The sequence below is a fragment of the Methanosarcina barkeri 3 genome, from assembly GCF_000970305.1.
Taxonomy (GTDB): Archaea; Halobacteriota; Methanosarcinia; order Methanosarcinales; family Methanosarcinaceae; genus Methanosarcina; species Methanosarcina barkeri_A.
In genome coordinates, this window is record NZ_CP009517.1 from 358300 (window position 1) to 384094 (window position 25795).

A 25795-nucleotide genomic window follows, 5' to 3' on the forward strand; every position below is an offset into this window, starting at 1 on the left:
TACATTAAAATTTTTTAAATAACTAATTCTAAGTTCGCTTACTTAAAAGTCTCGCACATCTCTTTCAAGCGATCAACTTCAGACTGACCTGTAAAGCCAAGAATATAAAGATCTACCAAGAAATTACTTAATGGCTGTTCCTTTAAAAAAGGTGTAACAAAACGTGCCTTCTTTTCCTGCCGTCCGGTAGAGGTCGCTAATGCCTTTATTCCACGTTTTTTCATCGATCATCTTTAGTTCCAGCGCCTGCTTCCTGACACCCTCAACCATCGCAGTGAAAGTGTTTTTTGTAAATCCTTCTACCATATCAGGTTTACTGGAATCAACATATACCATTCTGGGGGAAACGCTCACATTTTTAAAACCAGCTCGATTCAGTAGTGGATAAATTTCTCTACCTATGAGGGAATTGCCTCCTAAAAGTTTCTGGATATCGATCAGGCATTTTATTGCTTGCAGGGCTTCATCGCTCCTGGGGTAAAAATAACTTGAACCGTGATCTCCCTCTATGACAGTTATTGTACCCTCTTTTTTGAGTACCCTCTTTACCGATATTAAAGCATCGAGAGGATTTTTAAGGTGCTCAAGTACAAAGCATATGAAAATGTGGTCAAAAGTCTCGTCTTCATAAGGTAGAGCGAAGATATTAGCTACCTGAAAATCAGCATTCTCCACACCTTCCTTTTTAGCCAACAGTCTTGCTTTTTCAACTGATTCATCTGAAATATCAATTGATGTGATGCTGGCTTCAGGGCTGTTTCTGCTCAATATTACCGTTTGTGCACCTACTCCGCAGCCTGCTTCAAGCACTCTGCTTCCTGGTGGATATACGGTATCCTGATGTAATAACACAGTGAGTGTATTTGCCTGATCATAGAGTCGAGAATTTTCTCTGTTAGAATATCCGTGTACGTAATCCATTTTATCTACCTAATTTAACAGCAGTTTCCTTTTTGTTACTATTCTGTCCTTTAATGTACTTATGTGTACAGGGATCTAGTGCTAGATAAGTATTTTTATAATCGTTCTATTTCTCTAAATTTTTTGGATTTTAACCAAATATCAAAGCATATTAAAACATTATTTCCAAATTTAAAAATATATACCATTTTTGCACCACTTCTTTTCAAAACGCAAATGGGATCCAGAATCAAAAGGAGAAAGAAATAGGGCGAACAAATCTATGGATATATTTTATTACTTTATCTATTAATAACCCTTAATATTCATATTTTAAGGCTACTCTTTAAATATTCAGCGTAAGATTATGACTTAACTGTTAAAGTCTGTTTTTGGGGGTGACACAATGGTCAAAAATATTGAGTCCAAAACTTTTCAAATTTTTCTTTTTTTAGTTCTGTTTTTACAGGTATCAAATGTAGCAGCTATAGAAGAACCTGTGGAACAATGGAACAGATCTTTTGGTGGAAATGGTGAAGATAGTGCCTGGTGTATTCAGCAGACTTCAGACGGTGGGTATATAGTGGCGGGTTCAACAGCTTCATACGGTAATGGTACAGAAGGTTATCCAGATGCCTGGCTTATAAAGGTTGATAAAAGTGGGAATATGCAGTGGAATAAAACTTACGGGGGAACTTATTTTGATGAAGGATACTTCACCCGACAGACCTCAGATGGGAGTTATGCGTTATCAGGTTACACATTTCCCTCTGGTTATGCTGAACCCTGGTTGATCAAAACTGACAAAAAAGGAAATGAGATGTGGAATAAAGTGTCTGATAATATTACTCACTGGGATTACCTTCAGTATATGGTTGAACGCACCTTTGATGGAGGATATATAGTTGGGGATACAATTCAGCATGAAATTGAATGCCAATACGATTTGCTTCTGGTTGATAATGATATCAGATTAACTAAATATGATTTAAATGGTAACCAGCAGTGGAATATCACTTTTGGTCAAAAGAATAGTTCTGAAACTCTAGACCCATTTTTAACTTCTGTTAAGCAGGCACCAGATGGTGGATATGTAATTGCCAGCTCAATTAATCTCAATGAGACAAATACAAATTCCGATATATGGCTTATCAAAACTAGCGAGCATGGTCAAGAGCAGTGGAATAAAACCTTTGGTGGACCGCTGGATGATTCTGCTTTTTCTTTGTCCGTGACTTCTGATAATAGTTACGTACTAGCTGGAAAATATACCGAATCCTGTTCATCTGAGACTGAAGGCGCTGCTTTCATACTTAAGACAGATAGTGAAGGTAACCAGGAGTGGATAAAAACATTTTCAAATTGCACGCTATATTCCATTCAACAGACTTCAGACAGTGGATATGTAGCTGCAGGCGTTAAAAATGGAAACGCATGGTTAGTTAAGTTGGAAAGTGATAAAGAGGATACTGGACATGAAGGTGGAAAAAATACTGAACCTGATAATTGGGAAGATACTGAATCTGAGAACTGTGAAGATACTGAACCTGAAAATAGAGACGATACTGAATCTGGTAATACATCAGACGGCTTCTCTGCCCAGATAAGACATTACATTTGCGATATCTTCAGGGGAGTTTTCCAATGGGGCTACTATACTTAAAGGGAACTTTTCTTGAGAAGATTACATTCATGCTTCTGGTGTAGTGTTGCAAGCCTCAAATCTTTTACAATCCCTGGGGCACTCTACCTGCTCTCCTTTTTGAGTTATTCCAAATAAATTTCGGACTATTTCGATCCATCGAGAGCGGACTTCTTTCCAATCAATACCAAGAAGGATAAGAACTCGCATTCCGTTAAACATTGACACAAGAGCAACTGCAAGGGTATGCGGATCGGTCTCGGACGGAATAAGGCCTTTCTGCTGTTGTTCTTCAATTTCATGAGTTGGCTGGTCAAGACCATGCTTCATGCCTTCAATTGATCTTTTCCCGACCTCAGGTTTGTGTACTGTCATCCCTAGAATCTCGAAATATAACGCATGTATTTTAATATCAGGTGACATTATCTGATCGAAGATTTCTATCCAGGCATCAACCGGACAGACGTTAGAATTACAGTCTGTTTTTATATTACGGTATTGTGTCTGCAGATAATTTGCACTTTCTATGACGAGTTCATCCTTGTTTTTAAAGTATCGGTAGAGAGCGGGTTTGCTGACATTAAGTCTACTGGCGATATCTTCCATTGTAGCATTGCAGTATCCTTTCTCATACATTACCTCCAGTCCTGCTTCAACAATTCTCTTTTTTGCTTCTTCTCTGTATTCCGGAAGCATCTTTGACAAACAATCACCCTTTCACGTTTTGGTGTCAATTTATATATAACTTACCAATAAAATACTAAAGTTACTTACCAGTAACTTTAATTACTATAAAGTATTATTACTATTGTAAATCCCTGTCAGCTATGAAGGAAAAAGTTAGAGTTTGGATAAAACCGGGATAACCAAAAAGAAGCAAGAAAAACATAAACATATGTAAGAGGCTGGATTTCCATGGAAAAGTCGGACAATACGGAAAACAGAATTCTTGAGGCTAGCGGAAAGAGAAAAGGGTCAAGCGTTACTGCCGAGAACGTAGCATTCGTCAGAGCTCTTGAATCGCTCAAGCCAGAGGGCGAACGCATCTGTTATGACCCATTTGCCGTCCGCTTTCTTAGTCAGCAATACTTGACGTTTTTGGAAATGGCAGCTCATGATCCTTCTAAAACTCCATTCCCTGGAGTACACAACTCACTTTCAGCAAGAGTCAGATATTTTGATGACCTTATTAAAAAGTTTATTAATGAAGGGCTTGAACAGCTTGTCATTCTGGGTGCAGGGTACGATACTCGGGCATACAGAATCGAAGGACTCAGTAAGGTTAGGGTTTTTGAAGTTGACCATCCTGAGACTCAAAGCATAAAAATCGAAAAAATCAAAGATATCTTCGGCTCACTCCCGAATCACGTAGAATATGTTTCGGTTGATTTTGAGAGCGAAGATTTCAGTCATCAACTGTTAGAACATGGATACGAAAGGTCGCAAAAGACCGTTTTTATCATGGAAGGGCTCATTTACTACCTTCAGCCAAAAACCATAGATGAGATGCTTTGTTTTATTGCAAAAAATTCGGGTTTCGGGAGTGCAATTATTTTCGATTATGTCTATGAATCCAGTATTGATAGAACAAACGGAATTTGTGGCGTGAAGTGTACGGCATGCGACCAGATTGCAATAATGACTGCTAAAAAAGACATGGCACAGCAGGGTGAGCCTTATAAGTTCGGCGTCAAGGACGGAATGTTGGAAACATTCATTATTCAGCGTGGTTTTTCTCAGGTTTGCAATGTTACCAGTGATGATTATAAAAAAGCCTATTTCAAGGGAATCAATGAAGGCCGCCCAGTATGCTGCCTGTCATATTTCGTTAGTGCAATAGTGGAATAAAATCAGCTATCGCCAAGTAATAGTAGACAGTAGAAAATGAGACTTTTAGAAGATCTGTTATGAAAAGTAATATTGACGCAAAGAACGATTCGATGATTGTATTCACGGGTGGGCAGATACTTACTATGGACTCCGAGCAAAAATACGTGGAAGCCGTAGTTATCAAGGAAGGTCATATTGTAGCCGTTGGCGATAGAAGTCTCCTTAAAGCTTATCCTGATGCGAAAATTCACGATCTGAAACCGGGTTCTACTTCCTGCTTTCATTGATTCTCACAACCATTGTCTTCACTCGGTTGTTTTTTCCCTACCTGGGCGAACCTGATAGGCTTAACTGAAAAGGAATCCGTACCCAGGCGTCACACCGGCTGCTGAGGCGGCATATAATAAGCTCCACGATGAATAGCGGCTTCCGGTCTCGGTGCTTATGATGCCTGGAGAGATCGTTCTGGACAATCAGCTGAGTTATCGGCTCCATGGGCTATCTATACCTTTATGTCAATTTGCTTTGCAAAAGATCACTTTTACACAAAAATAGCTGTGTTATTCTATTTCTTGCTTGTTTTCTATTACTAAAGCACCCTTTAATTATAATTTCTTAAATAATCTCTCTATTTTATATTAATCTTTAAGTGAAAAAAGCATATATAGTAATAACTGCAATAAATAATGTGTTATCTATGATCAAAGTTAAACTGTCTGGTGGGTGATATAATAGAAACAGAACTTATGAGGATAGGGGTTTCTCTTCCAGATAATCTTTTGAGTAAATTCGATGAAATCATTGAGAAAAGAGGTTATCCTTCCCGGTCGGAAGGCATGAGAGACGCTATCAAAAGTTATATTTTCCATTACGAATGGATAAATGACGTAAAAGGCGACCGTATAGGAACAATTGCAGTTATCTATGACAATACAAAAAAAGGACTTTCAAACATTTTAACAAACACTCAGCACAATTATTCACACCTGATAAGATCCTCAGTGTGTGTTTACCTTGATCGCGAAAATTGTTTTGAACTAATTTTTTTCAATGGAAAAGGTGAAGATATTGCAGAACTTGCTGAATCCATAATAGCGTTAAAAGGAGTTAAATTCTCAAAACTTACAACTATATCATTAAATAAATAATACACTCATAAATGTATCCTTACAAGCAATATACTTTTAAGAAGCTCTACCCTTGATAAATTTTAAACTACTAACACATGAGTAAAACGAGAAATTTTGAATTATAACTTGAACGCAAAAACACCTGAAATTCCCAACTTGCTGCACACACAGGTGAAGAACTCAGGAGTTATGCGTTCAACTCACAAATTTAGGAGGCTTTTTTGTTTTTGTCTGTTCGCTTAGACATAGATGAATATGGTGAACTTATATTTAACACTTTTCTTTATTTTCATATCATTTGATGTTATTATATTAACAAATTGTATTACCTCGCTTTGGTTAACGTTCAGGAAAAAATACCTTAACTTTTACCGTAATTAAAAATATGAAGTCAATGAGAAAAAAACGACTAGTATAAGGCCTGATGTTTTAAAAATAAAGGATACTACAGTTCACCTGTACTCGATTAACTAATTTTGCGTGAAGCTTCGAATAAAAAATATCGCAGATCATCTGTGTTCAGTTAACTAATTTTACTTACAGCTTGAACACCAGTTACGGCAATTATTTCTGCACTATTTGTAAATATTCAAAAATGTGGCTTTTCAGGCAATTTTTCTATTTTTGTTTTCTCCGATTTCAATCAGATTGATAGATTGATACACCTAAGTTTTTTTGCTCTTTCTCCATCTTTTCAAAGAACAAGTAATAAAGTACGGTTGCAACTACATATAAAACACAGGTAAGAAGGAAAGGAAGACTATAGTAGCTGTGAGACATCATCAAACCACCTGCATAGGTGCTCAGTCCGACACATGTATAGCAGCTCATCCATATCAGGCTGTTTACAGTTGCCCTCTGGTCTTCACTGACCACCTCCATGTTGAAACTACTTAAAATAGGGTTTGACATGTTCATTATAGCTGACCGCATGATGTATCCGAAGGCAGCTATTGTAAGTACGGATGTAGATGTGAAGAGCATAAGAAACGGGATTGAAGAGAGCTGAACCAGGGCTACAACCTTCACCTTTCCTAACCATTCAGTAAGTATAGGAACAAATAATAAGGTGAACATCATGACCACCTGGGAAAGGGAAAAGATGAAACCTATCTGCCTGGAGCTTGCTCCAAGAACAATATCAAAATAAACATTAAAATAAGGGAGAGCCAGCCCCCATCCCATACCTATAAGTCCGTTCACCAGAATCAGTTTTCGGATTGTTTCTGACCTTAGAGTTGAAACAAGGGTAGAAAACAGAGCTGGCCTTCCTGGAAGGGTGGATTTTTTGTTCTTTATGAATATCAGGGGTAGCAGGGAAATCAATACAGCAGCTAAAGATGCATATAGTGAGAGCTGGTAAGCCGCTGGTCCTGTGGGGTCGATCTTGAGTGAGCTGGTGAAGACCTGCGGTAGAGTACCACCTGCAAAGTTTCCTATCATGATGCCTATGGTGTATAACAGATAGTACATCGAAAACAGGTGCATTCTTTCATAACTTGTGGAATTTTCAACCATGAATGTAGATGCTGTAACTATTTTTAGCGACGAGGATACCCCGTAGAGAATGCTAAATAAAGCCAGCAGGAATGTTGAAGTGGTGGTGTACAGGACTGCGAAGGAAAACAGAAGAAGAAGGCAGGACAATAACAATGTGTTCTTTCGGCCTGCTCTATCGCAAAACATGGCCGAAGGAATTGCAAACAGGCCGGTAGATATGGAAACAAGTGAGAGCATGAGTCCCAGGAAGTCCTCCCTGAACCCGAGCCTTAAGATATATAGATTGAAGATTACTTCGTAGATTCCCAGGCTCAAAGAGATAAGAAAAATGTAACCTAAGAACAGATACGCATTTAGACTGAAACTGTTTAGTCTTGCTCTGTATCCGGCAACTGCACTGATTGTCGTGTTTAAAACAAATCTGCTGTTAAGTGATGAGTGTTTTTTCATGGTAACTGCTCTGAAGAAATATACAGTTTTCAGTCGATGTTTCTCCTTTCTCTAGGGTCAAGCAGGTCTCTTAATTCGTCTCCAAGGTAGTTGAATACCAGGACCGTAAGCATGATAGAAAGTCCTGGAAAGATCATTACGTGGGGGCAGACCGGATGTATGTTTTTCCTTCATTCAGCATGGAACCCCATTCCGAAGTAGGCGGTTGCACCCCAGAGCCCAGGAAACTGAGGCCTGCTGCTGATAGTATGACATATCTCATTCCACTCCCGTTACCGATTTTTCACATACAAGTCTTTTCCATCGTTTATCTTTTTAAGAACGATTTTATAGCATAAAGTACAGATTTAATAGAATTAATTATTAATAATTTCTTTATTATTATGTTGAAAAGATACATAAGATATAACCATTATAAAACTTTCGAAACCATCATGTAAGTAAAGATAACAAGATATCAGAGCGTTTTTCATACTCAACTTTCGAATATATGGAAACACTGTCTGGAAAAGCTCAGATTAAAAAAGAAAGAAGTTATTCCGATATGAAATCGATGCTAATATCTACCTGAGTAACAGAAAGCCTTAATTATCAGTTTTAATGCAATGTGCATTAACGGTTTAGGGTTTACTGAATGTTGTCTTTACCTATTCCCGCTTTTTTTGAAAACTTACACACTGAAAGGTTATTGGGCGAAGGTGTTTTTCCAGAACACCCTAACGATGATTTTTTTAGGAAAACTCTGGACAAAATCCAGTAACACGGAAAAACTGAACTTTTCAACCATATATCTCTGCAAGCTATGAAACCCGTTCCTATTAATCTCCTTTTTGCTATTCTGATACTACAAATTTCAGTGTTTGTGGTGACGATAACCACGATGATAACGGAAAAACTATCAACATTACTTATGGTCATCCTAAAGACAAGAGAGTAAACTTACTTTGTTTTTTCATTTCTATGGCTACTGATCACAAAGGAATTCCTCTATTGGTTCTATGTTTACTTTGTATTCAATAGCTAAATGGAAACTTAGAACAGGATTGGAAGAAGCAAAAGAAGCTATTAGAAATCAGGTTAAGAAGAAAACATAGACTCCAAAAATGAAAATGGGTATTCTTCCTGTTCAGGAGAATAACAAAACTAATGATCGAAATTTATAATCTTAGTTTAACAGTCTGATTTTTATGTGGGAAGATTGTTTTTCATATCCGTTGGAATGATAAGTAATATTATTTCAACAATTTTTGCCAATTTTTTACGATTCTATTTGACAGATGATTCTCTTTCTCTTGATAGATGCTTTTATGATTTTTGACCAAATTATTGGTATAGAATTTGACAGATAGCGTGAATCTCAGATAAAATCTAGATACTGAGCTCATCCCAAAACAAATTTCATTCCCAAAATCTATCCCAAATCTATTATACTATTTTCATGTTGGAAATCAAAGCGAGTATTCAAAATTCAAAGTTTTGGGATAGGCTCACTATCTAAAAAGTTAGGTGCTAAAAGTGATAAAATAGGACGAAAAATCTCTATAAGTTTACCTTATAGTAATTGTGAAGCTGGAAAATCAGAGTTAATTTTACGAAATTTATGAACACTGTCAATTGATTTTTGACAAAAAATTGAAGCTCGTCAGTAAATTTATTTCGTACTGTCAAACTAAGGTTATAAGGAAAAGGATAAAGAAAGTATTAAAATCTGGCTGAGGAAACAATTAAAGTGCTGAGATTGGTGGGAAAAAATAAGAAAATATTATGTATGAGAAAAATAGTGTGGAAAGTAGGTTAGAGCACAAATCATAAAAGTATCTATCAAGAGAAAGAGAATCATCTGTCAAACTAAATCACAAAAATTTGTTTGAATAATAATTTATTATTCCAATGAATATGAAAACAATCTTTCAACATAAAAATCAAACTGATGAACTCAGGTAGTATTATAAGACTTCAAGTTATAAATCTACTATACTCTTGATCTGCTTGTTTTTTCTTTGGTTCTCAAAAATATAAGTTTTATAGTTGTTGATAAACCTTAAGGCATCGAAGCTCTTTATTTCATAATTTTCCACAAATTCTTCCATTGATAATAAAATTTTATTGAGCTCGTCAGCTATCATTTCGGACAAAGGTAATAGATTTTCTTCTATGTTCTCTACGCTAGACGTCTCAAAATCGCTAAACTTAACAAGCCTTTTTTCAAGAGCTAACGAAATTACCGGACTGCTGTAATCTCTTTCAAGTATCTCCCTCTTCCATGTATAAACGGCATTATCCAGCATAGCTACAACATCTGCCATTTTGAAAAGGACAATCGCGTTTCCAAGATCAGAAGCTTCAAAGTCTTCAGAACACATCAGATCCAGTATGGAGTGTACAACAACCATCGTGGAAGCAGCCTTGCTCTGGACAACAAAAGAGAAGGGGTATACAATTTTATTCTTATTCAAAATATATGAAAACTCCATTGACTCTGCAACATTTCTAATTGCCAGGAAAAATTCACCTTTGAAATAATCATACTTTGGAAGGGACGATATATGAGTTCTTATTAAGTCAGAAAAAATATCAAACGTTGTTTCTACATATACATTGTTACTTAGATTGGAACACGTTGATATATATATTCCAGACGCAACCTTATCAGTATTATAGAGCATGCTTAGCATCTCGTAGCTAAATTCATCTCCGCCTGATTTTTTTATTAGAGACGTATAATCACAGGAATCATCAACCGCTACGTCTATTAAGGCTAGACATGTCTTTAAATCAGCAAGCTTTGGGATATAACATGAACCCACACAAGAAAGGTGTAGAGTTATATAATTGTTATATAGCCATTTGAAAAGAATTGGTTTCCTGAAGGGGCTTGCAACATTTCTGTAGTAAGAATAGTAAGTTTCCCACAATGTATCACGTTTGATTATCTTCATGATTATCACCAACTTAGATATCAGGTTATGTCAGTAAGCTGTTGATTTAACCTAGCAAAGCGGCGCATCTGACTTACCTTCCCAGGTTTGAAAATTTCCTTTATCTTGTAATTTTCAGTCGCTGAGCCCCTATGACCTGATACTGATTACACCAAAATTTATGCGCTTGAAATATAAAATAATTATAAAAGACTTCATAAACCTCTGATTCTAACAAATTACTTCTATACCTTTTTTCAGCTAGATTTTCCAAAATTTCAGTTGAGATAATAACAGGAAATTTTTGAGAAATTCTGGCTCTTCGCTGTTTTGTGTGGGTTGAAGTGATTGCTAAGTTAGAAAGTAGCTAGGTCAAGAAGAAAAACATCAAGCTTGAGTGTGATTTTCAACTAAAAATGTTTTTAAATATTAGACATGTTACTTTTACACTTAGGAGATGAATGTGAATTACCAACTTGAAATAGCGAAGAGTAGAAATACAAAACTGATAGCAGGAAAATTGTTGTTTTTTTGAGAACATCTGCGGAAAGTCGGACTTAAGGGTTATTCGTTGCACAATGTAAGATCAAAAGATCTACAAATATCTAGGTTTGATCTCCATACCAGAATTTCTATAGTTAATTTTGTTTTTCTGTCGATTTAGAATTGGGGATCAGTATCTTAAATCTGGTTCCTAACTTATTTTCAAGCTCTATATCACCACCGATTTGCTCCACAAGAATGTTTACTAGCTGCAATCCCAGTGAATTGTTGTTTTTAAAGTCGACAGATTCAGGAAAACCAATTCCATTATCTTCTATAATAAGTGTAGAATATTTATAGTGACAAGAATTTTGTATATTATTACCAGCTATAATATCGCTTGAAATTTCGTTCTTACAATTATTATCTCTGTGAAATTCTACACGGATTTCTCCATTTCTGCTTGGAAATGCATGTTTTAAGGAATTAGAAATCAGTTCATTAACAATAATACCTAAAGGGATTGCACAGTCCATTTCAAAGAAGAAATCATCCACATCAAGGCACAATTTGATCTCAGAATTCCCTACTTTATATGACTTAAAAAGATCATCTGTTAATTTCTTCAAATAAGAAGTAAAATTAATTGTCTCCACATTTTTTGAGTTATATAATTCTTCATGTATAACGGACATTGATAAGATCCGATTGTTGCTTTCTCGAAAGGCTTCAACAATTCTTTTACGCTCAGGGATACCGGCGGAGAGTAAATTTTCACATTCTAAATCCAAGAGACTTGATATTACCTGCAGATTGTTCTTGATTCTATGGTGAATCTCTTTTTTGCGGAGTTTTTCAGTTCTCTCAAGAGTCTCCATTGCAATTTTTTTCTCAGTAATATCTTGAATAAAACCCTGATAAAGCCGATATGCTTTATCTATATTACGTACAACCTGAATAGACTCAAAAACCCAAATTGTATTTCCATTCCTGTTCAGAATTCTGTATTCCTGCTCAACTAGATCGTTTAATTCTGTACTTAATTTTCTTCTATTTTCAAGAAAATTGCTTCGATCTTTGAAGTCCACAAGTTGAGGTAATTGAACTTTTCCTGAAAAAAAATCTTTATCTTCATAGCCGGTAATCTCTTTCACAGCTCCATGCAATAAAACAAAGTTAAAGCTGCTGTCCAGCTGAAATCCGATTCCTTTGAAATTCTGCAAATATCTGAGAAGATTTTCTTCACTTATCTTGAGTTTTTCCTGGCTATTCTCCTTTTCCGTGATATTTTTGAATAGGCCAATACCCCTATATACATAATCGGCATCATCTTTCAGGAAAATTGAACTGAGTTCTACATAAATATAATCGCTTTTTCTCTTGAACCAAAATCTCTGTTCAAATTTCTCTCCAGTTCTCAAGGAATTCTCCAGAGCACTCCATACTCTTTCCCTTTCTTCATGATGTATCAGTTCTTTGCAGCCTACCAGATGTAAATCTATAGCATCAAATTCCTCTGGTGTATAGCCAGTAATTTCCTCAATAGCCCCATACCATTCAATTTTGCCTGTCTTTGGATCACCATCGAAAATTAGTTGTCCTGTTTGGCCAGCTATAGAAAAAAATCTTTCTGCAATTTTCTCCAAATTTTCTTTGTAGAAATCTCCCTCCATGATTATTCTCCTTTACTGCGGATAATAACTTATATTTTCACAGTACAAAGAACTAATTTTCATATTTAATATTGAACTTCATTATTAAATTATCTTTATCTCATAAAAAATTTACGATCTGTAATAATAATTAAACTTTTAAAAAAGTAGTATAATACAAAAAATATTATTATTACCTTGAAAGCATGAAAGTTCCCAAATTAAAGAAGTGATCAGAGATTACTGGGATTATCGCAATGAGACTTATAATATTGGAATTGTGGAACAACCCAAGAATGAACGAGCTACCTGGAAAAACATGTTTTCCTAAACCAATTATACGATAAGAGCATCTATTTACAAATGGACTCAAAAATTACTTAAAGGTGAATAAATGGGAAAATGTGAAAGTTGCGGAAAAGAAGTTGAGAACGCAATAAAGATTAAAGGACAAAAACTTTGCATTGAATGTGCAGTTAAAGCCCAAAAGGATATTGATTCCGACAGCCTGAATTTCAGTGCATGCATATGATTCTTGCCAGAAAGGGATTTCTGGTTCTCTTTTTTCTTTTTAAATCCGGCATTGTTTTTCTTTAACATCCGGCTTTTCTTGATTCTCTAAATTTTTATCTGGCAATTTGAACATTAATAGCTTAATTTGCTAAGAAAAGCTAATATCCTGGTTTACACTTACCCTCTGTTTTGATTCTTTGGTCTCATAATAGAAAAACTAATTATAAAGTAAGTATAATTTAAGTCGCGTATAATTAAATATGTTATTCTCTTATTCCAAAATCTTTTTGGAGTGTCCTTATTGACTGTCAAAAAAGCACTTATCCCTGCAGCAGGCCTTGGAACTCGTTTCCTACCCGCTACCAAATCCATGCCCAAAGAAATGCTCCCTATAATTGATACGCCTGTAATCCATTACGTTGTAGAGGAAGCTATTGCCTCGGGAATTGAGGATATAATCATTATTACAGGCAGGGGAAAACGGGCAATTGAAGACTATTTCGACGATTCTCCTGAACTCGAAATGTACCTTGCAAAAAAACACAACAGTGAACTTCTAAAACTTGTCCGGGACGTTTCGTCTCTTGTTGATATTCACTACATTCGCCAGAAAGAGCCCAATGGGCTCGGAGATGCGGTTCTCAGGGCAGAAAACCATATTGGAGATGAACCTTTTGCCGTGCTTCTAGGAGATGATATTATTGTGAATGACAAGCCCTGCACTGCCCAGCTCATTGAAAATTTTGAAAAGTATGGTAGATCCACACTCGCAGTGGAAGAAGTTCCTTACGAAAAACTGAGCAGTTATGGAATTATAAAAGGAAAGGAACTCTCTGACTCTCTCTATATGCTTGAGGATATCGTCGAAAAGCCCTCACCTGAAAATGCTCCTTCAAATTTGGGAGCAATAGGTCGCTATGTTTTCACTCCTGAAATATTTGACTGTATAAAAGAAGCCGGGACAGGGGTAGGAAATGAAATCCAGCTTACTGATGGGATCCGGGTTCTTAACAGGTCTCAGATTATCTATGCCTGCAGGTTCAAAGGAAAAAGGTTCGATACAGGCGACAGGTTAGGGTACGTAAAATCAATACTGGACTTTGCTCTTGAGAACGAAAACCTCAGGGAAGATGTACTCGAATATCTGAGGGAGATTCTTGAGGCCGCAGAGAGTCCGGAACAGGGAAAAGCTGATATTATAAAAGATCAGTCGGTTGACAGGATCACAACTTAATAGTGGGCTTGAAAGTATGGTAATTTCAGCGAAGGATGGAAAATTAAACGAAGAATTAGAAATTAAATAATGAAATAAAGTTATCCAGGCATTACCTTGAAGTCTTTTCGATTGAGAAAACTTTTGAAACTGAGACATTTCCAGTTGATGAACAAAAAAATAGTAGTGAAATAGTCCCAATTACAGGAAAGAAGGAAGGAAAGAGTACATGAGAAGCATTATTCTCACGTACTTTCATGTCATGATACTTTCATGATGATGCTTTCATGTCATAATACTTTCGCGATGATGCTTTCATGTCATGATGCTTTCATGTCATGATGCTTTCATGTCATTGTATTAAAAACCATGTTGGGGATAGGGCATCTGAGTAGTTGGAGTGGGGAGTTTGGGGGAAAAGTGTTGGCTGAGGTTTACAACAGAAATATATTTTTCTCAGATGCCCTATTTATAAATATAAAAGAAAATATATAAAAATATGGATATACTGCTAGTTATCGTATGTTTTTCACAGTACTTGCGTTTTTAAGAAATATTTTCTTCATTATACTACATTGTAACTTTGGATTAATTTTAAAAACTTTACAAACATTAGACTTGAGAAGTTACATGAATGATAAAAGATAAAAGTAGAAAATAAAAATTAATGAGTAAAAAGTAAAAAATAAAAAATAAAAAATTAAAAGATCCAAATTAAACGGACTTTGTTCATAGAGTAGCAATTAAAACGCTTCTAATTATGAAATAAATGTAAATGTCTTTGGGTTTAACCTGTTTCTCAGAAAGCCTTTTCAACCCTTAATTTTTGTCAACAAGTTTTGCTTCCAGGATCTTTAAAGAGCCAGTATCACCCTGCCATTCAACTTCGCTTTTTACAATCTCAATCCGCTTTTTAAAAAAAGGGGCATCAAGCACAACAGTCTCATATTCCCCCCCTTCTCCGGCCATGTGAACCATGTATCGCTTGTTCAGCGCTTTGAGATGTTCGATCGAGTTCACATTAATAGGGCGACCCAACCAGGATTCATCGAGACCTTCAGCTGCGACTCTGACAATCCGAATATCCAGTACTTTTGACATCTCATTGAGTAGTTCTTCAGGATCTTTGTGCCAGAGAGGAGTATAGACCTTAAGCCCCAGAGCATCACAGATCTTCTTCACCCTACCTGCCTGGTACTGGGACTCAATCGCACCTACGGACACGCCGTCTACATCTACTTTCTTGAGGGCAAGGGTCAGGTCATCCAGCTCCAGCTCCTTTATTCCGCTGGACTCTTGCTGGACCAGAGGGATTTCACAGGCGGCAGAGATTAGTTCTACCATGTGGAGGTTGATGGAATGATACATGTAGGAATCGTCCCTTGCGGGAATAATATTAATCAGGTGGGTGACTTCATGCCCTTCCTGGAGGGCTTTATATATGGCAAAAATCGAGTCCTTGCCACCGGAAACCAGTGCTGCGAGTTTCATCTGCATCCCTTTTTGTTTACTATCTTTTTCATATGTCGAGGGTTATAATGCGTGGATCATTAAGTAATATTTTATATACTTTTTGACTTTTGATCATGCTTCTTCGGCATTTGCAATTTCAGCACTCTTTCTCAAGCCTTCCAAAATTTGCTTCATAACGGGTCTTCATTTCTTCCCAGGTTGGAAGACCTGTCTGGCAGCCTCGTGTCTGCACAGCAAAAGAAGCTACTGTAGACCCAATTTTTCCACATGTTGGAAGCGAGTATCCTCTTGTGAGGGCGAGAAGGAAACCTGCTCTGTAAGCATCTCCTGCTCCGGTGGGATCTGCAGCCTGGACAGAAATTACAGGGATTAAAAACTCGTCTTTACCTGTATAGATCCTGCTGCCCTTGGAATCATATGTGACCACAATAATGTCGATCATTGCCTTGAGTTCGGAAAAACTTTTTCCGGTCATCTCTGAAACTCGTCTGATCTCGTGCCGGTTCGCAAAAAGGATGTCAGTATGAGCGAGTATTAGTTCAAGATTTTCTTTTGAATACGTAACAAGATCCTGGCCCGGATCAAAGGAGACGAAGTCGGCAATTTGTGCGAGTTTTGCGTTATAGACCGAGTCAGCGGTTGCAAGATGGACAAAATCTACAGGTTCGGGTTTCAATTCTTTGAATTTTGAAGAAGCTCCCCAGTAAAAATAGGTTGTCTGGTTGTCTTCCCGATCAGTGAAAATAAAGGCTTTTGAAATTTTCTGATCTTCAATTCTATAAAGGCGAGAAAGGTCAACATTTGTTTCTTTAAGAAGTTTTTCATATCCTGAACTTACAAAATCCGTACCAACAGGAGAAATCAGCTGGCTCTTTCCTCCCAGTTTTGCAATGGCAACTGCAATATTGGCAGCCCCTCCGCCAGGATATTCTTCATAGTCAATGACAGGGGACGACTCATTTTTTCCTGCGATTCTTTCAACATCTACAATATAATCAAGGGCAGTGTGCCCTACAATAGAAATTACTCTGTCCATGTAGTATCCTCTTTTTTCATGGGTTGTGAAAAGATTGGGTCTTGACATCGGACCCAACTTTAAAAACAAAGCCTGGAGGAGAGATAAAACTTGCTTTTTTGCTGGGCTTCGATTAATAATAGATATTTTTTCTCACGAAGGGCTCATTACTTAAAGAGAGTTTTTTTCAGCCTTATATTATTCAGATCTGAACAAAAACCAGAGGAATAACTAGCCGCAGTATAATATCTACTCTATCCCAACAGTTGTTCTGGAAAACTTTTATTTGCCTGTTTTGCTCTTCTGCTGCTGTTCACCCTTATCAGCTGACCTCTCGAACTCAGTGACTTCAACAACTGTCAATGGAATGTCCCTGAGAGATTTTCCTATCACGGACTTTGCGATTCTTTCCGCATGTTCGGCAGATTCGGCATCAAAAACCTTCATCTCAAAAATAAGACCTACAAGAGCGGTGTTTGCTGCTATGAAAACGCTGCTAAAGGGCTCACCGCATACAGGGCAGGATGTAGTGCCCACGTCAACCTCTACAAAATCCAGTTTAGGATTCAGGCGTTTTCCAGCTTCTGAAATCGCGACTCCTATAGCGTCATCAGCCGTCTTTACATCTCTAACCAACCAAGCTGCTTCAAGTACCACATGGAAGTTTTTCATTATTGTCCACCATAATTATTCTGTTATTATATATTCTCAAGAAGATTTCCCAATCGGGAAAAGTTTCTCACAAAATCTAAAGAATAGAATAAAGTATATAAATTATTTCTGCTTCAAATAGAATAGTATCACATTTACTTTTATACAGTTTTCCAGTTAAGTTTCTAACTCTTAGTCCTGCAACTTTAATCCTTCCAACTGAGGTATCTGTGCTTTCTTCCAGAATCAAGTTGGCATTTTTAATTTTCTTTAATTAGTTTTTTTTCATCACATTTTATTTATTATATTTTATTTATTTTACACTATTTATTTTATGCTATTTTATTTTCTAATTATTCATTTTTATTTATTCTTTTTCAATTATTCTTCTTTTATCCTCATATCTCATTTAAATAGTAAAAAGAGTCTCATCATCAACTGCAAAAACTCCGAGTTTTGCGCCTGCATCGAGCCAGGCGTGACCATAACTGAAGGAGGCAAGAGCATTTACAGGGTCTCTATTCTCCAGAAAATACACCCCATCTTTATAGTAGGCTTCTGCCATTGTATAATAATCCTTTGCAACGGCATACATATGGGACCCCTTGATTGGGGAATATTTGGCTTTCTGGAGGGCCCTTTTTAACATATCCTCATATCTTTTGACTTTTTCATCCAGATCGGCAGGCATCATAATCACCATGAGATATATTTATAATTTTTTTACTCCACTTCTTCCATAAATCCTATTGGGCCCCCTGCAAGTTTCACAAGCGCTTCGGCTTCAAGAAAATGCAGTTTTCCGGGAATTACAAGAATGTGGAGAGGCTTTCCAAAATTAAAGTCTTTAAGGTTTTCTGCATAATCTGCTTTTACGGTCGGTTTTTCCGAGCCTGCCCTGGCTATTCCTACTGCAGCAGCTCCTCGTATAATTCCTTCTCCTCTTTTTTCCTCAACCTCAAGGAGAAGCTCAAGGGCAGTATTTACAGTCATATAGCCTTTTTCCTTATCTATATCCAGGAAAACCAGAGTATGCAGGCCAAGTTCCAGGTTTTGTTTTATAATATCATAAGGAGTTTCCGAGATTATCCTTGTACCTCTCCTGCTCTCATAGGGATGAGGAATACTTGCGGATTTCCCGAAGCGATAGTTCTGCAGTCCTGTAAGACCCGAGACAGCTGAGGCAATGGAAGCCCCATGAATCAGGCGAGTCTCTATTCCCAGTTTTTCAGCTCTCAGGCGTAAATCGACATGAGTTGTGGAGACCATTGTATCTCCACCAGTCAGGAAGCAAAGGTTCCTGTCCTTTGCTTTGTAGAGCCAGTCAGGATGCTGCTCTACATCCTCTCTTGAAAGCAAAAAGACTTTCTTTCCGTAGAGCTCCTCCATTTTTTCAAGGTTCGTACCCATGAGACAGGAGGTATAAAACTCAGCATAAACCAGGTCGGCTACCCTGATAGCTTCAAGTCCCTTTAGAGAAATGTCATATTCGTCGAAAAGGCCCAGACCTATAAATGTAAGCATAGCCCGCTTTAAGAGCCTTGCTGGTTTAAAGCTTTTTGTTTGAATATATCCAAGCAATAATAATGCTTTATTTTCTAGGTTTACTGGTACGCTTAACTTATTTATATCTGGAAATTAATATTAGAATGGAATTATAACTGTAATTTTAGAGGGGATTTTATGGTTAAAGTTACGCTTATTCACGCTAGCTGGTGTACTGCCTGTCCGGCAACTCGAAGACTCTGGAAAGACCTGAAATCCGAGTATGATTTTGAATACGAGGAAATAGATGTGGAAACTCCAGAGGGTCAGACGTTGATTGATAAATACGGCATAGCCGGAGTTCCTACGACTATTATTGATGGAAGGGTAGCTTTTGTAGGCCTTCCGAAAAAAGCCGATGCTATATCCCGTATTAGCTGAACTAATTCTAAAATGAGATATTTTTTCTGAAACTGTTTTTCAGAACTCAGGAGACAAGTATGTACGATCTGATAATTGTAGGAGGAGGGCCTGGAGGACTATCAGCCGGCATCTATGCCGTGCGCTTTGGACTTAACACTCTGGTTCTTGAAAGAAGCGAAATTAGCGGCCAGATTGCACTTTCAGGTTTAGTGGAAAATTACCCTGGCTTTCCAGCGATTTCAGGGCTTGAGTTGATGGAAAAGTATAAAACTCACGCTCAGGAAACTGGGGTAGAAACAAAAATAACCGATGTTCTCTCTGTCCGCAGCGAAGGGGAGAAGAAAATTGTCTCTACGGACAGCGGAGACCTTGAATCAAAAGCTGTTATAATTGCTACAGGTGCAAACCCCAAGCATCTGAATGTGCCTGGAGAAAAAGAGTTTCTCAGTAAAGGAGTCTCCTACTGTGCTACCTGTGACGGGCCTTTCTTTAGAAATAAAACCGTCGTAGTAGTTGGGGGTGGCAACACAGCTATTAATGAAGCTATTCTTCTTTCAAAGATAGCCCGGAAGGTTTATCTGATTCACAGGAGAGATCGGCTGAGAGCTGCAAAAGTACTTCAAGACAAAATTTTTGCAATTGCGAACATTGAGTTCATTTTCAATGCGTCTATTCAAGAAATCCTGGGAAGCAGCGGGGAAATTCAGAGAGTCGAAAAAATAATCTATAAGGATATTAAAAGCGAAGAACAGCACGAGCTAGCTACGGACGGGGTTTTTATATACGTGGGCATCCATCCGAATACCGAAATCATTGATGTGGAAAAGGATAAGGAAGGTTTTATCAAAACTGACCGCTTCCTTGAAACCTCGAAGAAAGGGATTTATGCTGTAGGAGACTGCCGTGATACACCTATCTGGCAGCTTGTAGCAGCTGTTAGAGATGGAGCACTCGCAGCTACTTCTGCAAATGAGTACATAGAAAGCTTAAAAAAAGAGACTACGTGAGAACTATCTAAATCAGATCTTTGATTATAGTTGCCTGAAATAAGTTACCTGAAGAGCTACCCTAACCAAGAATTTCAGGCTAAAGTTACCTTAAGCTTTAAGTGTTCAAAATTCCAAACTGTTTATAAATTTTAAATACGGAACAGTAGTCCTCTTCTGTCTCCTGTTTTCCGTTTTTCGGCCTTCTGCTCTTAAGGCTTATTCCAGCATCTGGTTTATCTTATTGTAGAAATCTATGATTAGCCTTGTCGCCTCATTGTCCATGTTCAGCTGGAAAGTCCGAATTTGCTTTCCCAGAGGTTTTTCTATGACGATGCCTGATGCGATCAGGGGAGTAATAACCCTTGATACGCTGGAGTGAGACAGTCCAGTTTCTTCAGCTATACCAGAAAGGTATGTTGATTCGTTCTGGTGCTCGATCAGGTTCTTGAGTACTGTCATCTGTGCAGTTTTACCGAAGATTTTTTCCATTGGATCCATTGATATCATCTCAGAGGTGGCTGTTCTCTGTAAGTGATTCTTATTTCCAATATTAACTTGCTATTTACGGTTATAAACTTATCTCCTAATTGGTCAAGCCGACGATCCATAAGAAGTCTTCTGAATATTTGGATAACTCTATACTCTTCATACTGTACTAAATTTAAAGTAACGCCTATTCTAAAAAATTTGAGAAATGTTTAAGAGCTAAGAAACTATATATTGTATGGTGATGGAGGGTGATGAATAATAAAAATCTTGATAATGAAATTTTGAAATTAATTGAAGCACAACCTGAAATAAGCGAGATAGAGATAGCTTCTCGTCTCTCAGTTCCAGAAGAACTTGTAAAGGCCCGAATCTCAAATTTTAATGACACGCGACAGAAAATCCTGATTATGGGAGATGGAAACAGTGCTTTCAGTATTAAGGCGACACTTGAAACTGAAAATTATAACGTTGTCAAAGTCCCTGGCGGTCTTTCTTCATTTGAAGCCGTGAAAGCGGAAAAACCCGACCTCGTATTGCTGGATACAGGGTTTGCAGATCTTGAAGGTTTCAAAATCTGCAAACAGCTTAGAACAAGTTCAAGATACTGGTGGATACCTGTTATGGTGCTCAGTGAAAAAGGAGAGGTGAAAAATAGGGTTGAGGCTTTTGAATCTGGAGTTGATGATTATGTTACTATGCCTTTTAACCCTGTAGAACTGCGAGCTAGAGTGGGAATGATCTTGAAACGTACTCATTTCTAACTGCAAAATCGGCTTATAGCAGAAAATTCATTTACATTAAAAAATTTTGGGATACAAAGGTCGCTCTGAAGAGCTTTTCAGAGCATTCCTTTGAAATTTTTACATTTCCTGCATGTCAGAAATGCTTCGGCATATTGTAAACATTATTTCATAGTAAAATGAAATTTCCTGTTAAATTCCTTATTGAATGTCTTGTTAAATGTCTCTATTGTTATTTTTTACAAGTATCTAAAATCAAATTAATTAGTTTATTAAGTGTGTCAGTACACTCGGGGTATTTATCTTTATTATTCTTCAAAAGACTTTTCTAACAAATTTTGGAAAGACGAGAAGATATTAAGAACTGAGTTGGACCCTAATTCAGGTATCTGACCTTTAACTAAGTTTCTCCAGTCCGGGGAACTCCTCAATTCCTCAGTGTGAAATGTAGATAATTAGACATTTAACAGGCCGTGAGAGGAGGAAATTTCAACTTTCTCCAAAATCGAACTTACTGGATTTTTCAGATTTTGTTTTATAGATCAATTTTCCCCATGTTAGGGCAAAAACACGGATTAAATAATGTGAAAATGGAAGGACTTTGGGGATGTGATAAATATATTTTTATTAATTTTAAGGATAAATTGAAAAACCTGTATAAAGTTGTTTTACTCCATCGAATTCTTGTCCATACTTTACAAACTATATTTTTAAAATAATAGAGAACAAGAATATTTCAAAACGCTTAAAAAAGAACAACAACATAGGTTAACATGTGTAACTGTAAATTTTTCCTTAACATATAAATTATGACGAGGAATTGTGAACTCTCTTTATTTTTATTACGGAGCTAAAGTACAAAATTGATTTAACGCTTTACATATATATTATCGTTAAAATATTATGTGATATATGATGGAAAAACGTTATCGAAAAAAGGTGTGGTTGAGTGATGACTTCGAACGAGTGGTACAATACAGGTGTTGCACTCCATGAACTTGGACGATTTACAGAAGCTCTGGATGCATACAACAAAGCTCTGGAAATAAGCCCTGACAATGCAAAAATCCTTTTTAGCAAAGGAATGGTTCTTAAAAGCCTTTTCAGATATGAAGAATCTCTTGATTCCCTAAACCGGTCTCTTCAGATCAACCCTTCGGACGCAAAGACATGGTATTCCAAAGGAGAACTGCTTATAAGTCTTATGCAGTATAGAGAAGCTCTGGAAGCATACTACCGGGCTATTTATCTTGCTCCTGAAGACCCTGAAGTCTGGTACAGACGAGGAATGGCTCTGAGGGAAATGAAGGCATATGAAGAAGCTATGGATGACTTTGAGAAAGCTATTCACCTTTATGAAAAGAATTACGATCTGGGCTCCATGAGCGCAAGTGAATGGTGCAAAAAAGGTATGGGACTCTGCAAAATAAAAAGTTATGAAGAAGCCATCAGCGCTTTTAATAGAGCTCTTGAGTTAAACCCTGCTAACGGGAAAGCCCTTTATAACAAGGGTGTGGCTCTCCGCTGGCTTGGAAAACACGAAGATGCGAGAATTTATATTGAAAAAGCTGTGGAGATTTTTGACACCAAGATAAAGACAAACCCGGACAATGCAAGGTTCTGGTACAATAAGGGAATTGCCCTGAGAGACCTGGAAAAATACAAAGATGCACTTCAAGCTTTTGAGAGGGCTATCGAGATCAATCCAAGTTTTACAAAAGCCTGGATTGGTAAAGGTATCGTGTACGACAGGATTAAGAAACACCAGAAAGCAATTGAGGCTTACGAGAGAGCAGTAGATATAAACCCGATATATTCCGATCTTCTTTAAAGTAACCAGACCTCAGGTTTTTCCATATGAATCAAAGACCCAGAGCTAGAAGATGCCGTTAGTTGAAATTCCTTTCCGGAATCTTCAGGACTGGCGGCCAGAAGTTTTTCTTTTCTCTAAAGGTTTTTTTCATTTCTCCAAAAATTTACTTTTCTCCTGGTGCATCCGGCTTGCAGGTGTACAGCTTACAGGTTTATGGGATACTGTCAAGTCTATGCTTGTTAAGGAATTTTCCAGCTACGATTGAACCTATAAGTGTTCATTCCTTGCCAACTTGACAGAATCCTATAATCTTAATGGACAAAATATAATTCGGTCGTTCTATAGCAATAACAAAAATAGTTACTTAATCTCTTTTCCAAGATAGTTTTCAAGGAATTCTGTATCGTAGAAAAGTGATTCCGAGTCAATTCGAGCCGGTTTTTTTTCTTTGAGGTTTGACAACTCAATATTGTGAGCATCAGTAACCATATCATCATAGTCATTTGCAGGCAGTTTGTGGCTTTGACGCCATTTAGTAACATCGTGTTTCCTAACTTTGAGTATTTCGGCAATTTTACTATCCGATAATTTTAAATCATACAATTCACGCATTTTCCAGTGTCTTTTTCCACTGTTTGATGCAAGCCCGAGATAATGGCGTATTCTGAAGACAGCTGATTGAGAAATGCCTATAGTTCTACCAATTTCGACATCGTTCATACCTTTCAGATATAGACGTTTAAACTCTTCAATATCAATGTTTTTTCGTCTAATCTGTCTTGGCTTTTGCCTGTATAGCCCTAAATTTCGGCGACGATTTGAGATTGTCCTTTCAGAAACATCAAAATATTTTGCAATCTCTGCATCACTAAAACCTTTAGTAAAAAGTTGTTTAAGTATATCTTTATTTGTTTTTTCCGTTGTGAATGTAAACACAATCGTGTTTTTCTTAATCTCCTTTTCCACAAAGTTTTCAATAGTTCCCGGATCATAAGTAGATGACTCTGAGTTTGGTTGGATAGTTTCATTTTCATTAACATTTGACAACTTGGCTTCAAGAACAACACTAAGTGCACTATTCGACTTGTTTGGAGGAAGTCCGTGGTTTCGACGCCATGCAGCAACACTTTTCTTTTTTCCTTTTATTATTTTTGCGATTTGCCTGTCAGACATTCCTGCATTGTATAATTCTCTTTTCTTCTCGTTATGCCTTCCTTGATTGGGTGCAAGCGCAAAATGATGACGTATTTCTCTTATTAATTCACAATTTTGTATGCCAAGTGCTTCGGCTATCCTTACATCACTCATGCCTTCAGCATATAGCTTTTTGAAATCATCTATATTTATGTTCTCAAACCAGGTTTGTTTCTGGCGTCGAAACAAACCCACATCACGGCGTCTTTCATAAATAGTATGAGCACTAACACCGAAAATAGCTCCAATTTCCTTATCAGTAAGTCCTATGGTCAGGTAACGTATTAACTCCTCAGTGTTAACGTGTTTCCTACTTAATGGCTGTGGAGGTAACCCTAAATCGTGACGGATTTTCCTTGCTGTGTCAATGCATATGCCAAGAGAATTTCCTATCTTTCTGTCACTTAAACCTTCAGAATAAAGTTGCTTGAATTTTTCGATGTTATCAACTGTTTTTTCCCACTTCTTCCATCTTAATAAACCTAAACTTTGGCGATGTTTGAAGATTATATTATCACTTACGCCAAAAAATTTGCCAATTTCCTTGTCGTTAAGACCTTTTTCGAAAAGCTTTTTGAGTTCTTCATGGTCTATGATTACTGCTACTGCAGTGTGACCACTGATTAGTGGCGACAACCCTAATTTACAGCGTATATTGCGTGCAGTAGCTTGAGAAAAGCCAAGATTATTAGCGATTTCTTTATCGGTCATTCCATTATCATGGAGTTTTTTGAATTCTTCCATATCGACGTTTAGTTTTCTCAATCTGCACACCTCCGAAAACGAGTGACCATTTGCATGGAAAAATCGGTCGTAGGAGTGAGGCTCAAAGCAGATTTCCTCTTATGGTTGGTGTAACGATTCTGTCAAGGTGACGAGAGTTAAGAAATTTTCAACTGCTATTAAGCCTATAAAATGACCAACTCTCGTCACCTTGACAGAATCGATATACAAATTATTTATATTATATGTTAGGAAATCTACTTCCTTTTTCTGACATATTCATATAAAAGTTTATCTATTACTGGTTATATCGATCTGGTGAGGAATCAGAATTTCAGTTACTACTGAATCTATAAAATATCCAATCCTTGTCAACTTGGTAAAGCACGATTTAGGGTTTCTACAAAGTTAAGTTTTGCAAAGCAAATCCTTAACATTTCAGGAAAATATCTGATTTTGTAACTATTCAGCCAGTTTAAAAACGTCCGTTGATATCGATTCTAACGGAATATAAATATCTAATAAATAACTCACATGCGATGAAAAAACACAGTCAATTACCGATAATC

Annotated in this window: 25 protein-coding genes and 2 pseudogenes; 12 read left to right on the forward strand and 15 right to left on the reverse strand. The window is 37.1% G+C overall.

Annotation, left to right across the window (positions count from 1 at the left end; all coding sequences use genetic code 11):
* Positions 1 to 123 precede the first annotated feature (123 nt).
* Entirely contained in the window at positions 124 to 921 is a 798-nt protein-coding gene (locus MSBR3_RS01480; RefSeq protein ID WP_048105942.1) for a class I SAM-dependent methyltransferase, read from the reverse strand.
* Between the two features lie 385 nt (positions 922 to 1306).
* Between MSBR3_RS01480 and MSBR3_RS01485 the strand changes: the two genes are divergently transcribed.
* A complete protein-coding gene (locus MSBR3_RS01485; protein WP_048105944.1) occupies positions 1307 to 2563 on the forward strand; it encodes a hypothetical protein in 1257 nt (418 codons plus the stop codon).
* Between the two features lie 27 nt (positions 2564 to 2590).
* On the opposite strand, the gene MSBR3_RS01490 is transcribed toward MSBR3_RS01485, so the two are convergent.
* Complete coding sequence (locus tag MSBR3_RS01490) at positions 2591 to 3238, reverse strand: TetR/AcrR family transcriptional regulator (RefSeq protein WP_048109870.1); 648 nt, start codon at positions 3236 to 3238, stop codon at positions 2591 to 2593.
* Positions 3239 to 3457: 219 nt separating this feature from the next.
* Between MSBR3_RS01490 and MSBR3_RS01495 the strand changes: the two genes are divergently transcribed.
* Both MSBR3_RS01495 and MSBR3_RS20815 read left to right on the forward strand, forming a co-directional pair.
* A complete protein-coding gene (locus tag MSBR3_RS01495) occupies positions 3458 to 4390 on the forward strand; it encodes an SAM-dependent methyltransferase (RefSeq protein WP_048105945.1) in 933 nt (310 codons plus the stop codon).
* Between the two features lie 59 nt (positions 4391 to 4449).
* On the forward strand, positions 4450 to 4659 hold the full coding sequence (locus MSBR3_RS20815; protein WP_048105946.1) for a hypothetical protein: 210 nt from the start codon (positions 4450 to 4452) through the stop codon (positions 4657 to 4659).
* Between the two features lie 60 nt (positions 4660 to 4719).
* On the opposite strand, the gene MSBR3_RS21285 is transcribed toward MSBR3_RS20815, so the two are convergent.
* The gene (locus MSBR3_RS21285) at positions 4720 to 4845 is read right to left on the reverse strand and encodes a hypothetical protein (RefSeq protein WP_268989102.1); all 126 of its coding nucleotides are present in this window, start codon (positions 4843 to 4845) and stop codon (positions 4720 to 4722) included.
* A 258-nt stretch (positions 4846 to 5103) separates the two neighbouring features.
* On the opposite strand from MSBR3_RS21285, the gene nikR reads away from it, so the two are divergent.
* Positions 5104 to 5520, forward strand: a complete 417-nt coding sequence (gene nikR / locus MSBR3_RS01505) for a nickel-responsive transcriptional regulator NikR (protein ID WP_048109872.1) — start codon at positions 5104 to 5106, stop codon at positions 5518 to 5520.
* Between the two features lie 621 nt (positions 5521 to 6141).
* Here the strand turns inward: nikR and MSBR3_RS01510 are convergent.
* Positions 6142 to 7452, reverse strand: a complete 1311-nt coding sequence (locus MSBR3_RS01510) for an MFS transporter (protein ID WP_048105948.1) — start codon at positions 7450 to 7452, stop codon at positions 6142 to 6144.
* Positions 7453 to 7588: 136 nt separating this feature from the next.
* Positions 7589 to 7714, reverse strand: coding sequence for a hypothetical protein (locus MSBR3_RS21290; protein ID WP_268989103.1), 126 nt, complete (start codon positions 7712 to 7714; stop codon positions 7589 to 7591).
* Between the two features lie 340 nt (positions 7715 to 8054).
* On the opposite strand from MSBR3_RS21290, the pseudogene MSBR3_RS20820 reads away from it, so the two are divergent.
* A pseudogene (locus tag MSBR3_RS20820) lies at positions 8055 to 8457 on the forward strand (DUF4277 domain-containing protein); the annotation flags it as partial.
* A 956-nt stretch (positions 8458 to 9413) separates the two neighbouring features.
* On the opposite strand, the gene MSBR3_RS01515 reads toward MSBR3_RS20820, so the two are convergent.
* The 3 genes and pseudogenes from MSBR3_RS01515 to MSBR3_RS21680 form a co-directional block, all read right to left on the reverse strand.
* Positions 9414 to 10391: a hypothetical protein gene (locus MSBR3_RS01515; RefSeq protein WP_048105950.1), complete on the reverse strand. Its 978-nt coding sequence runs from the start codon at positions 10389 to 10391 to the stop codon at positions 9414 to 9416.
* 617 nt (positions 10392 to 11008) lie between these two features.
* Complete coding sequence (locus tag MSBR3_RS01520) at positions 11009 to 12076, reverse strand: histidine kinase dimerization/phosphoacceptor domain -containing protein (RefSeq protein WP_230627999.1); 1068 nt, start codon at positions 12074 to 12076, stop codon at positions 11009 to 11011.
* A 90-nt stretch (positions 12077 to 12166) separates the two neighbouring features.
* Positions 12167 to 12526: pseudogene (locus MSBR3_RS21680) on the reverse strand (PAS domain-containing protein); the annotation flags it as partial.
* A gap of 373 nt (positions 12527 to 12899) precedes the next feature.
* On the opposite strand from MSBR3_RS21680, the gene MSBR3_RS19815 reads away from it, so the two are divergent.
* Together MSBR3_RS19815 and galU are read left to right on the forward strand one after the other, a co-directional pair.
* Positions 12900 to 13037 (forward strand): hypothetical protein, encoded by a 138-nt coding sequence (locus MSBR3_RS19815; protein WP_155396645.1) that lies wholly within the window; start codon positions 12900 to 12902, stop codon positions 13035 to 13037.
* Between the two features lie 282 nt (positions 13038 to 13319).
* Positions 13320 to 14252: a UTP--glucose-1-phosphate uridylyltransferase GalU gene (gene galU, locus MSBR3_RS01525; protein ID WP_155396647.1), complete on the forward strand. Its 933-nt coding sequence runs from the start codon at positions 13320 to 13322 to the stop codon at positions 14250 to 14252.
* A 798-nt stretch (positions 14253 to 15050) separates the two neighbouring features.
* On the opposite strand, the gene MSBR3_RS01530 is transcribed toward galU, so the two are convergent.
* From MSBR3_RS01530 to dph5, 5 genes are all read right to left on the reverse strand, one after another.
* On the reverse strand, positions 15051 to 15722 hold the full coding sequence (locus MSBR3_RS01530; RefSeq protein ID WP_048105955.1) for a diphthine--ammonia ligase: 672 nt from the start codon (positions 15720 to 15722) through the stop codon (positions 15051 to 15053).
* 118 nt (positions 15723 to 15840) lie between these two features.
* Positions 15841 to 16740, reverse strand: a complete 900-nt coding sequence (locus MSBR3_RS01535; RefSeq protein ID WP_048105956.1) for a carbohydrate kinase family protein — start codon at positions 16738 to 16740, stop codon at positions 15841 to 15843.
* A gap of 261 nt (positions 16741 to 17001) precedes the next feature.
* The gene (locus MSBR3_RS01540; RefSeq protein WP_048105958.1) at positions 17002 to 17391 is read right to left on the reverse strand and encodes a DUF555 domain-containing protein; all 390 of its coding nucleotides are present in this window, start codon (positions 17389 to 17391) and stop codon (positions 17002 to 17004) included.
* 388 nt (positions 17392 to 17779) lie between these two features.
* On the reverse strand, positions 17780 to 18061 hold the full coding sequence (locus MSBR3_RS01545) for a DUF357 domain-containing protein (RefSeq protein WP_048109873.1): 282 nt from the start codon (positions 18059 to 18061) through the stop codon (positions 17780 to 17782).
* A gap of 32 nt (positions 18062 to 18093) precedes the next feature.
* Positions 18094 to 18894 carry a diphthine synthase gene (dph5, locus tag MSBR3_RS01550; protein WP_048105960.1) on the reverse strand — a complete coding sequence of 267 codons (801 nt, stop codon included), beginning with the start codon at positions 18892 to 18894 and terminating at the stop codon, positions 18094 to 18096.
* A 159-nt stretch (positions 18895 to 19053) separates the two neighbouring features.
* Here dph5 and MSBR3_RS01555 point away from each other — a divergent pair, with 159 nt between their 5' ends.
* Positions 19054 to 19296, forward strand: coding sequence for a glutaredoxin family protein (locus MSBR3_RS01555; protein ID WP_048105962.1), 243 nt, complete (start codon positions 19054 to 19056; stop codon positions 19294 to 19296).
* A 59-nt stretch (positions 19297 to 19355) separates the two neighbouring features.
* A complete protein-coding gene (gene trxB / locus MSBR3_RS01560; RefSeq protein ID WP_048105963.1) occupies positions 19356 to 20285 on the forward strand; it encodes a thioredoxin-disulfide reductase in 930 nt (309 codons plus the stop codon).
* A gap of 198 nt (positions 20286 to 20483) precedes the next feature.
* Here the strand turns inward: trxB and MSBR3_RS01565 are convergent, their stop codons facing one another.
* Positions 20484 to 20765 carry a MarR family transcriptional regulator gene (locus tag MSBR3_RS01565; protein ID WP_048105965.1) on the reverse strand — a complete coding sequence of 94 codons (282 nt, stop codon included), beginning with the start codon at positions 20763 to 20765 and terminating at the stop codon, positions 20484 to 20486.
* 242 nt (positions 20766 to 21007) lie between these two features.
* Here MSBR3_RS01565 and MSBR3_RS01570 point away from each other — a divergent pair, with 242 nt between their 5' ends.
* The 3 genes from MSBR3_RS01570 to MSBR3_RS01580 all read left to right on the forward strand — a co-directional run bounded on the left by MSBR3_RS01570 (position 21008) and on the right by MSBR3_RS01580 (position 23574).
* Positions 21008 to 21517 (forward strand): response regulator transcription factor, encoded by a 510-nt coding sequence (locus MSBR3_RS01570; protein ID WP_048105967.1) that lies wholly within the window; start codon positions 21008 to 21010, stop codon positions 21515 to 21517.
* 931 nt (positions 21518 to 22448) lie between these two features.
* The gene (locus MSBR3_RS01575) at positions 22449 to 23327 is read left to right on the forward strand and encodes a tetratricopeptide repeat protein (protein ID WP_048105969.1); all 879 of its coding nucleotides are present in this window, start codon (positions 22449 to 22451) and stop codon (positions 23325 to 23327) included.
* Positions 23328 to 23379: 52 nt separating this feature from the next.
* Positions 23380 to 23574 carry a hypothetical protein gene (locus tag MSBR3_RS01580; RefSeq protein WP_048105971.1) on the forward strand — a complete coding sequence of 65 codons (195 nt, stop codon included), beginning with the start codon at positions 23380 to 23382 and terminating at the stop codon, positions 23572 to 23574.
* 95 nt (positions 23575 to 23669) lie between these two features.
* Here the strand turns inward: MSBR3_RS01580 and MSBR3_RS01585 are convergent, their stop codons facing one another.
* Positions 23670 to 25268, reverse strand: a complete 1599-nt coding sequence (locus tag MSBR3_RS01585; RefSeq protein WP_048105973.1) for a hypothetical protein — start codon at positions 25266 to 25268, stop codon at positions 23670 to 23672.
* Positions 25269 to 25795 lie beyond the last annotated feature (527 nt).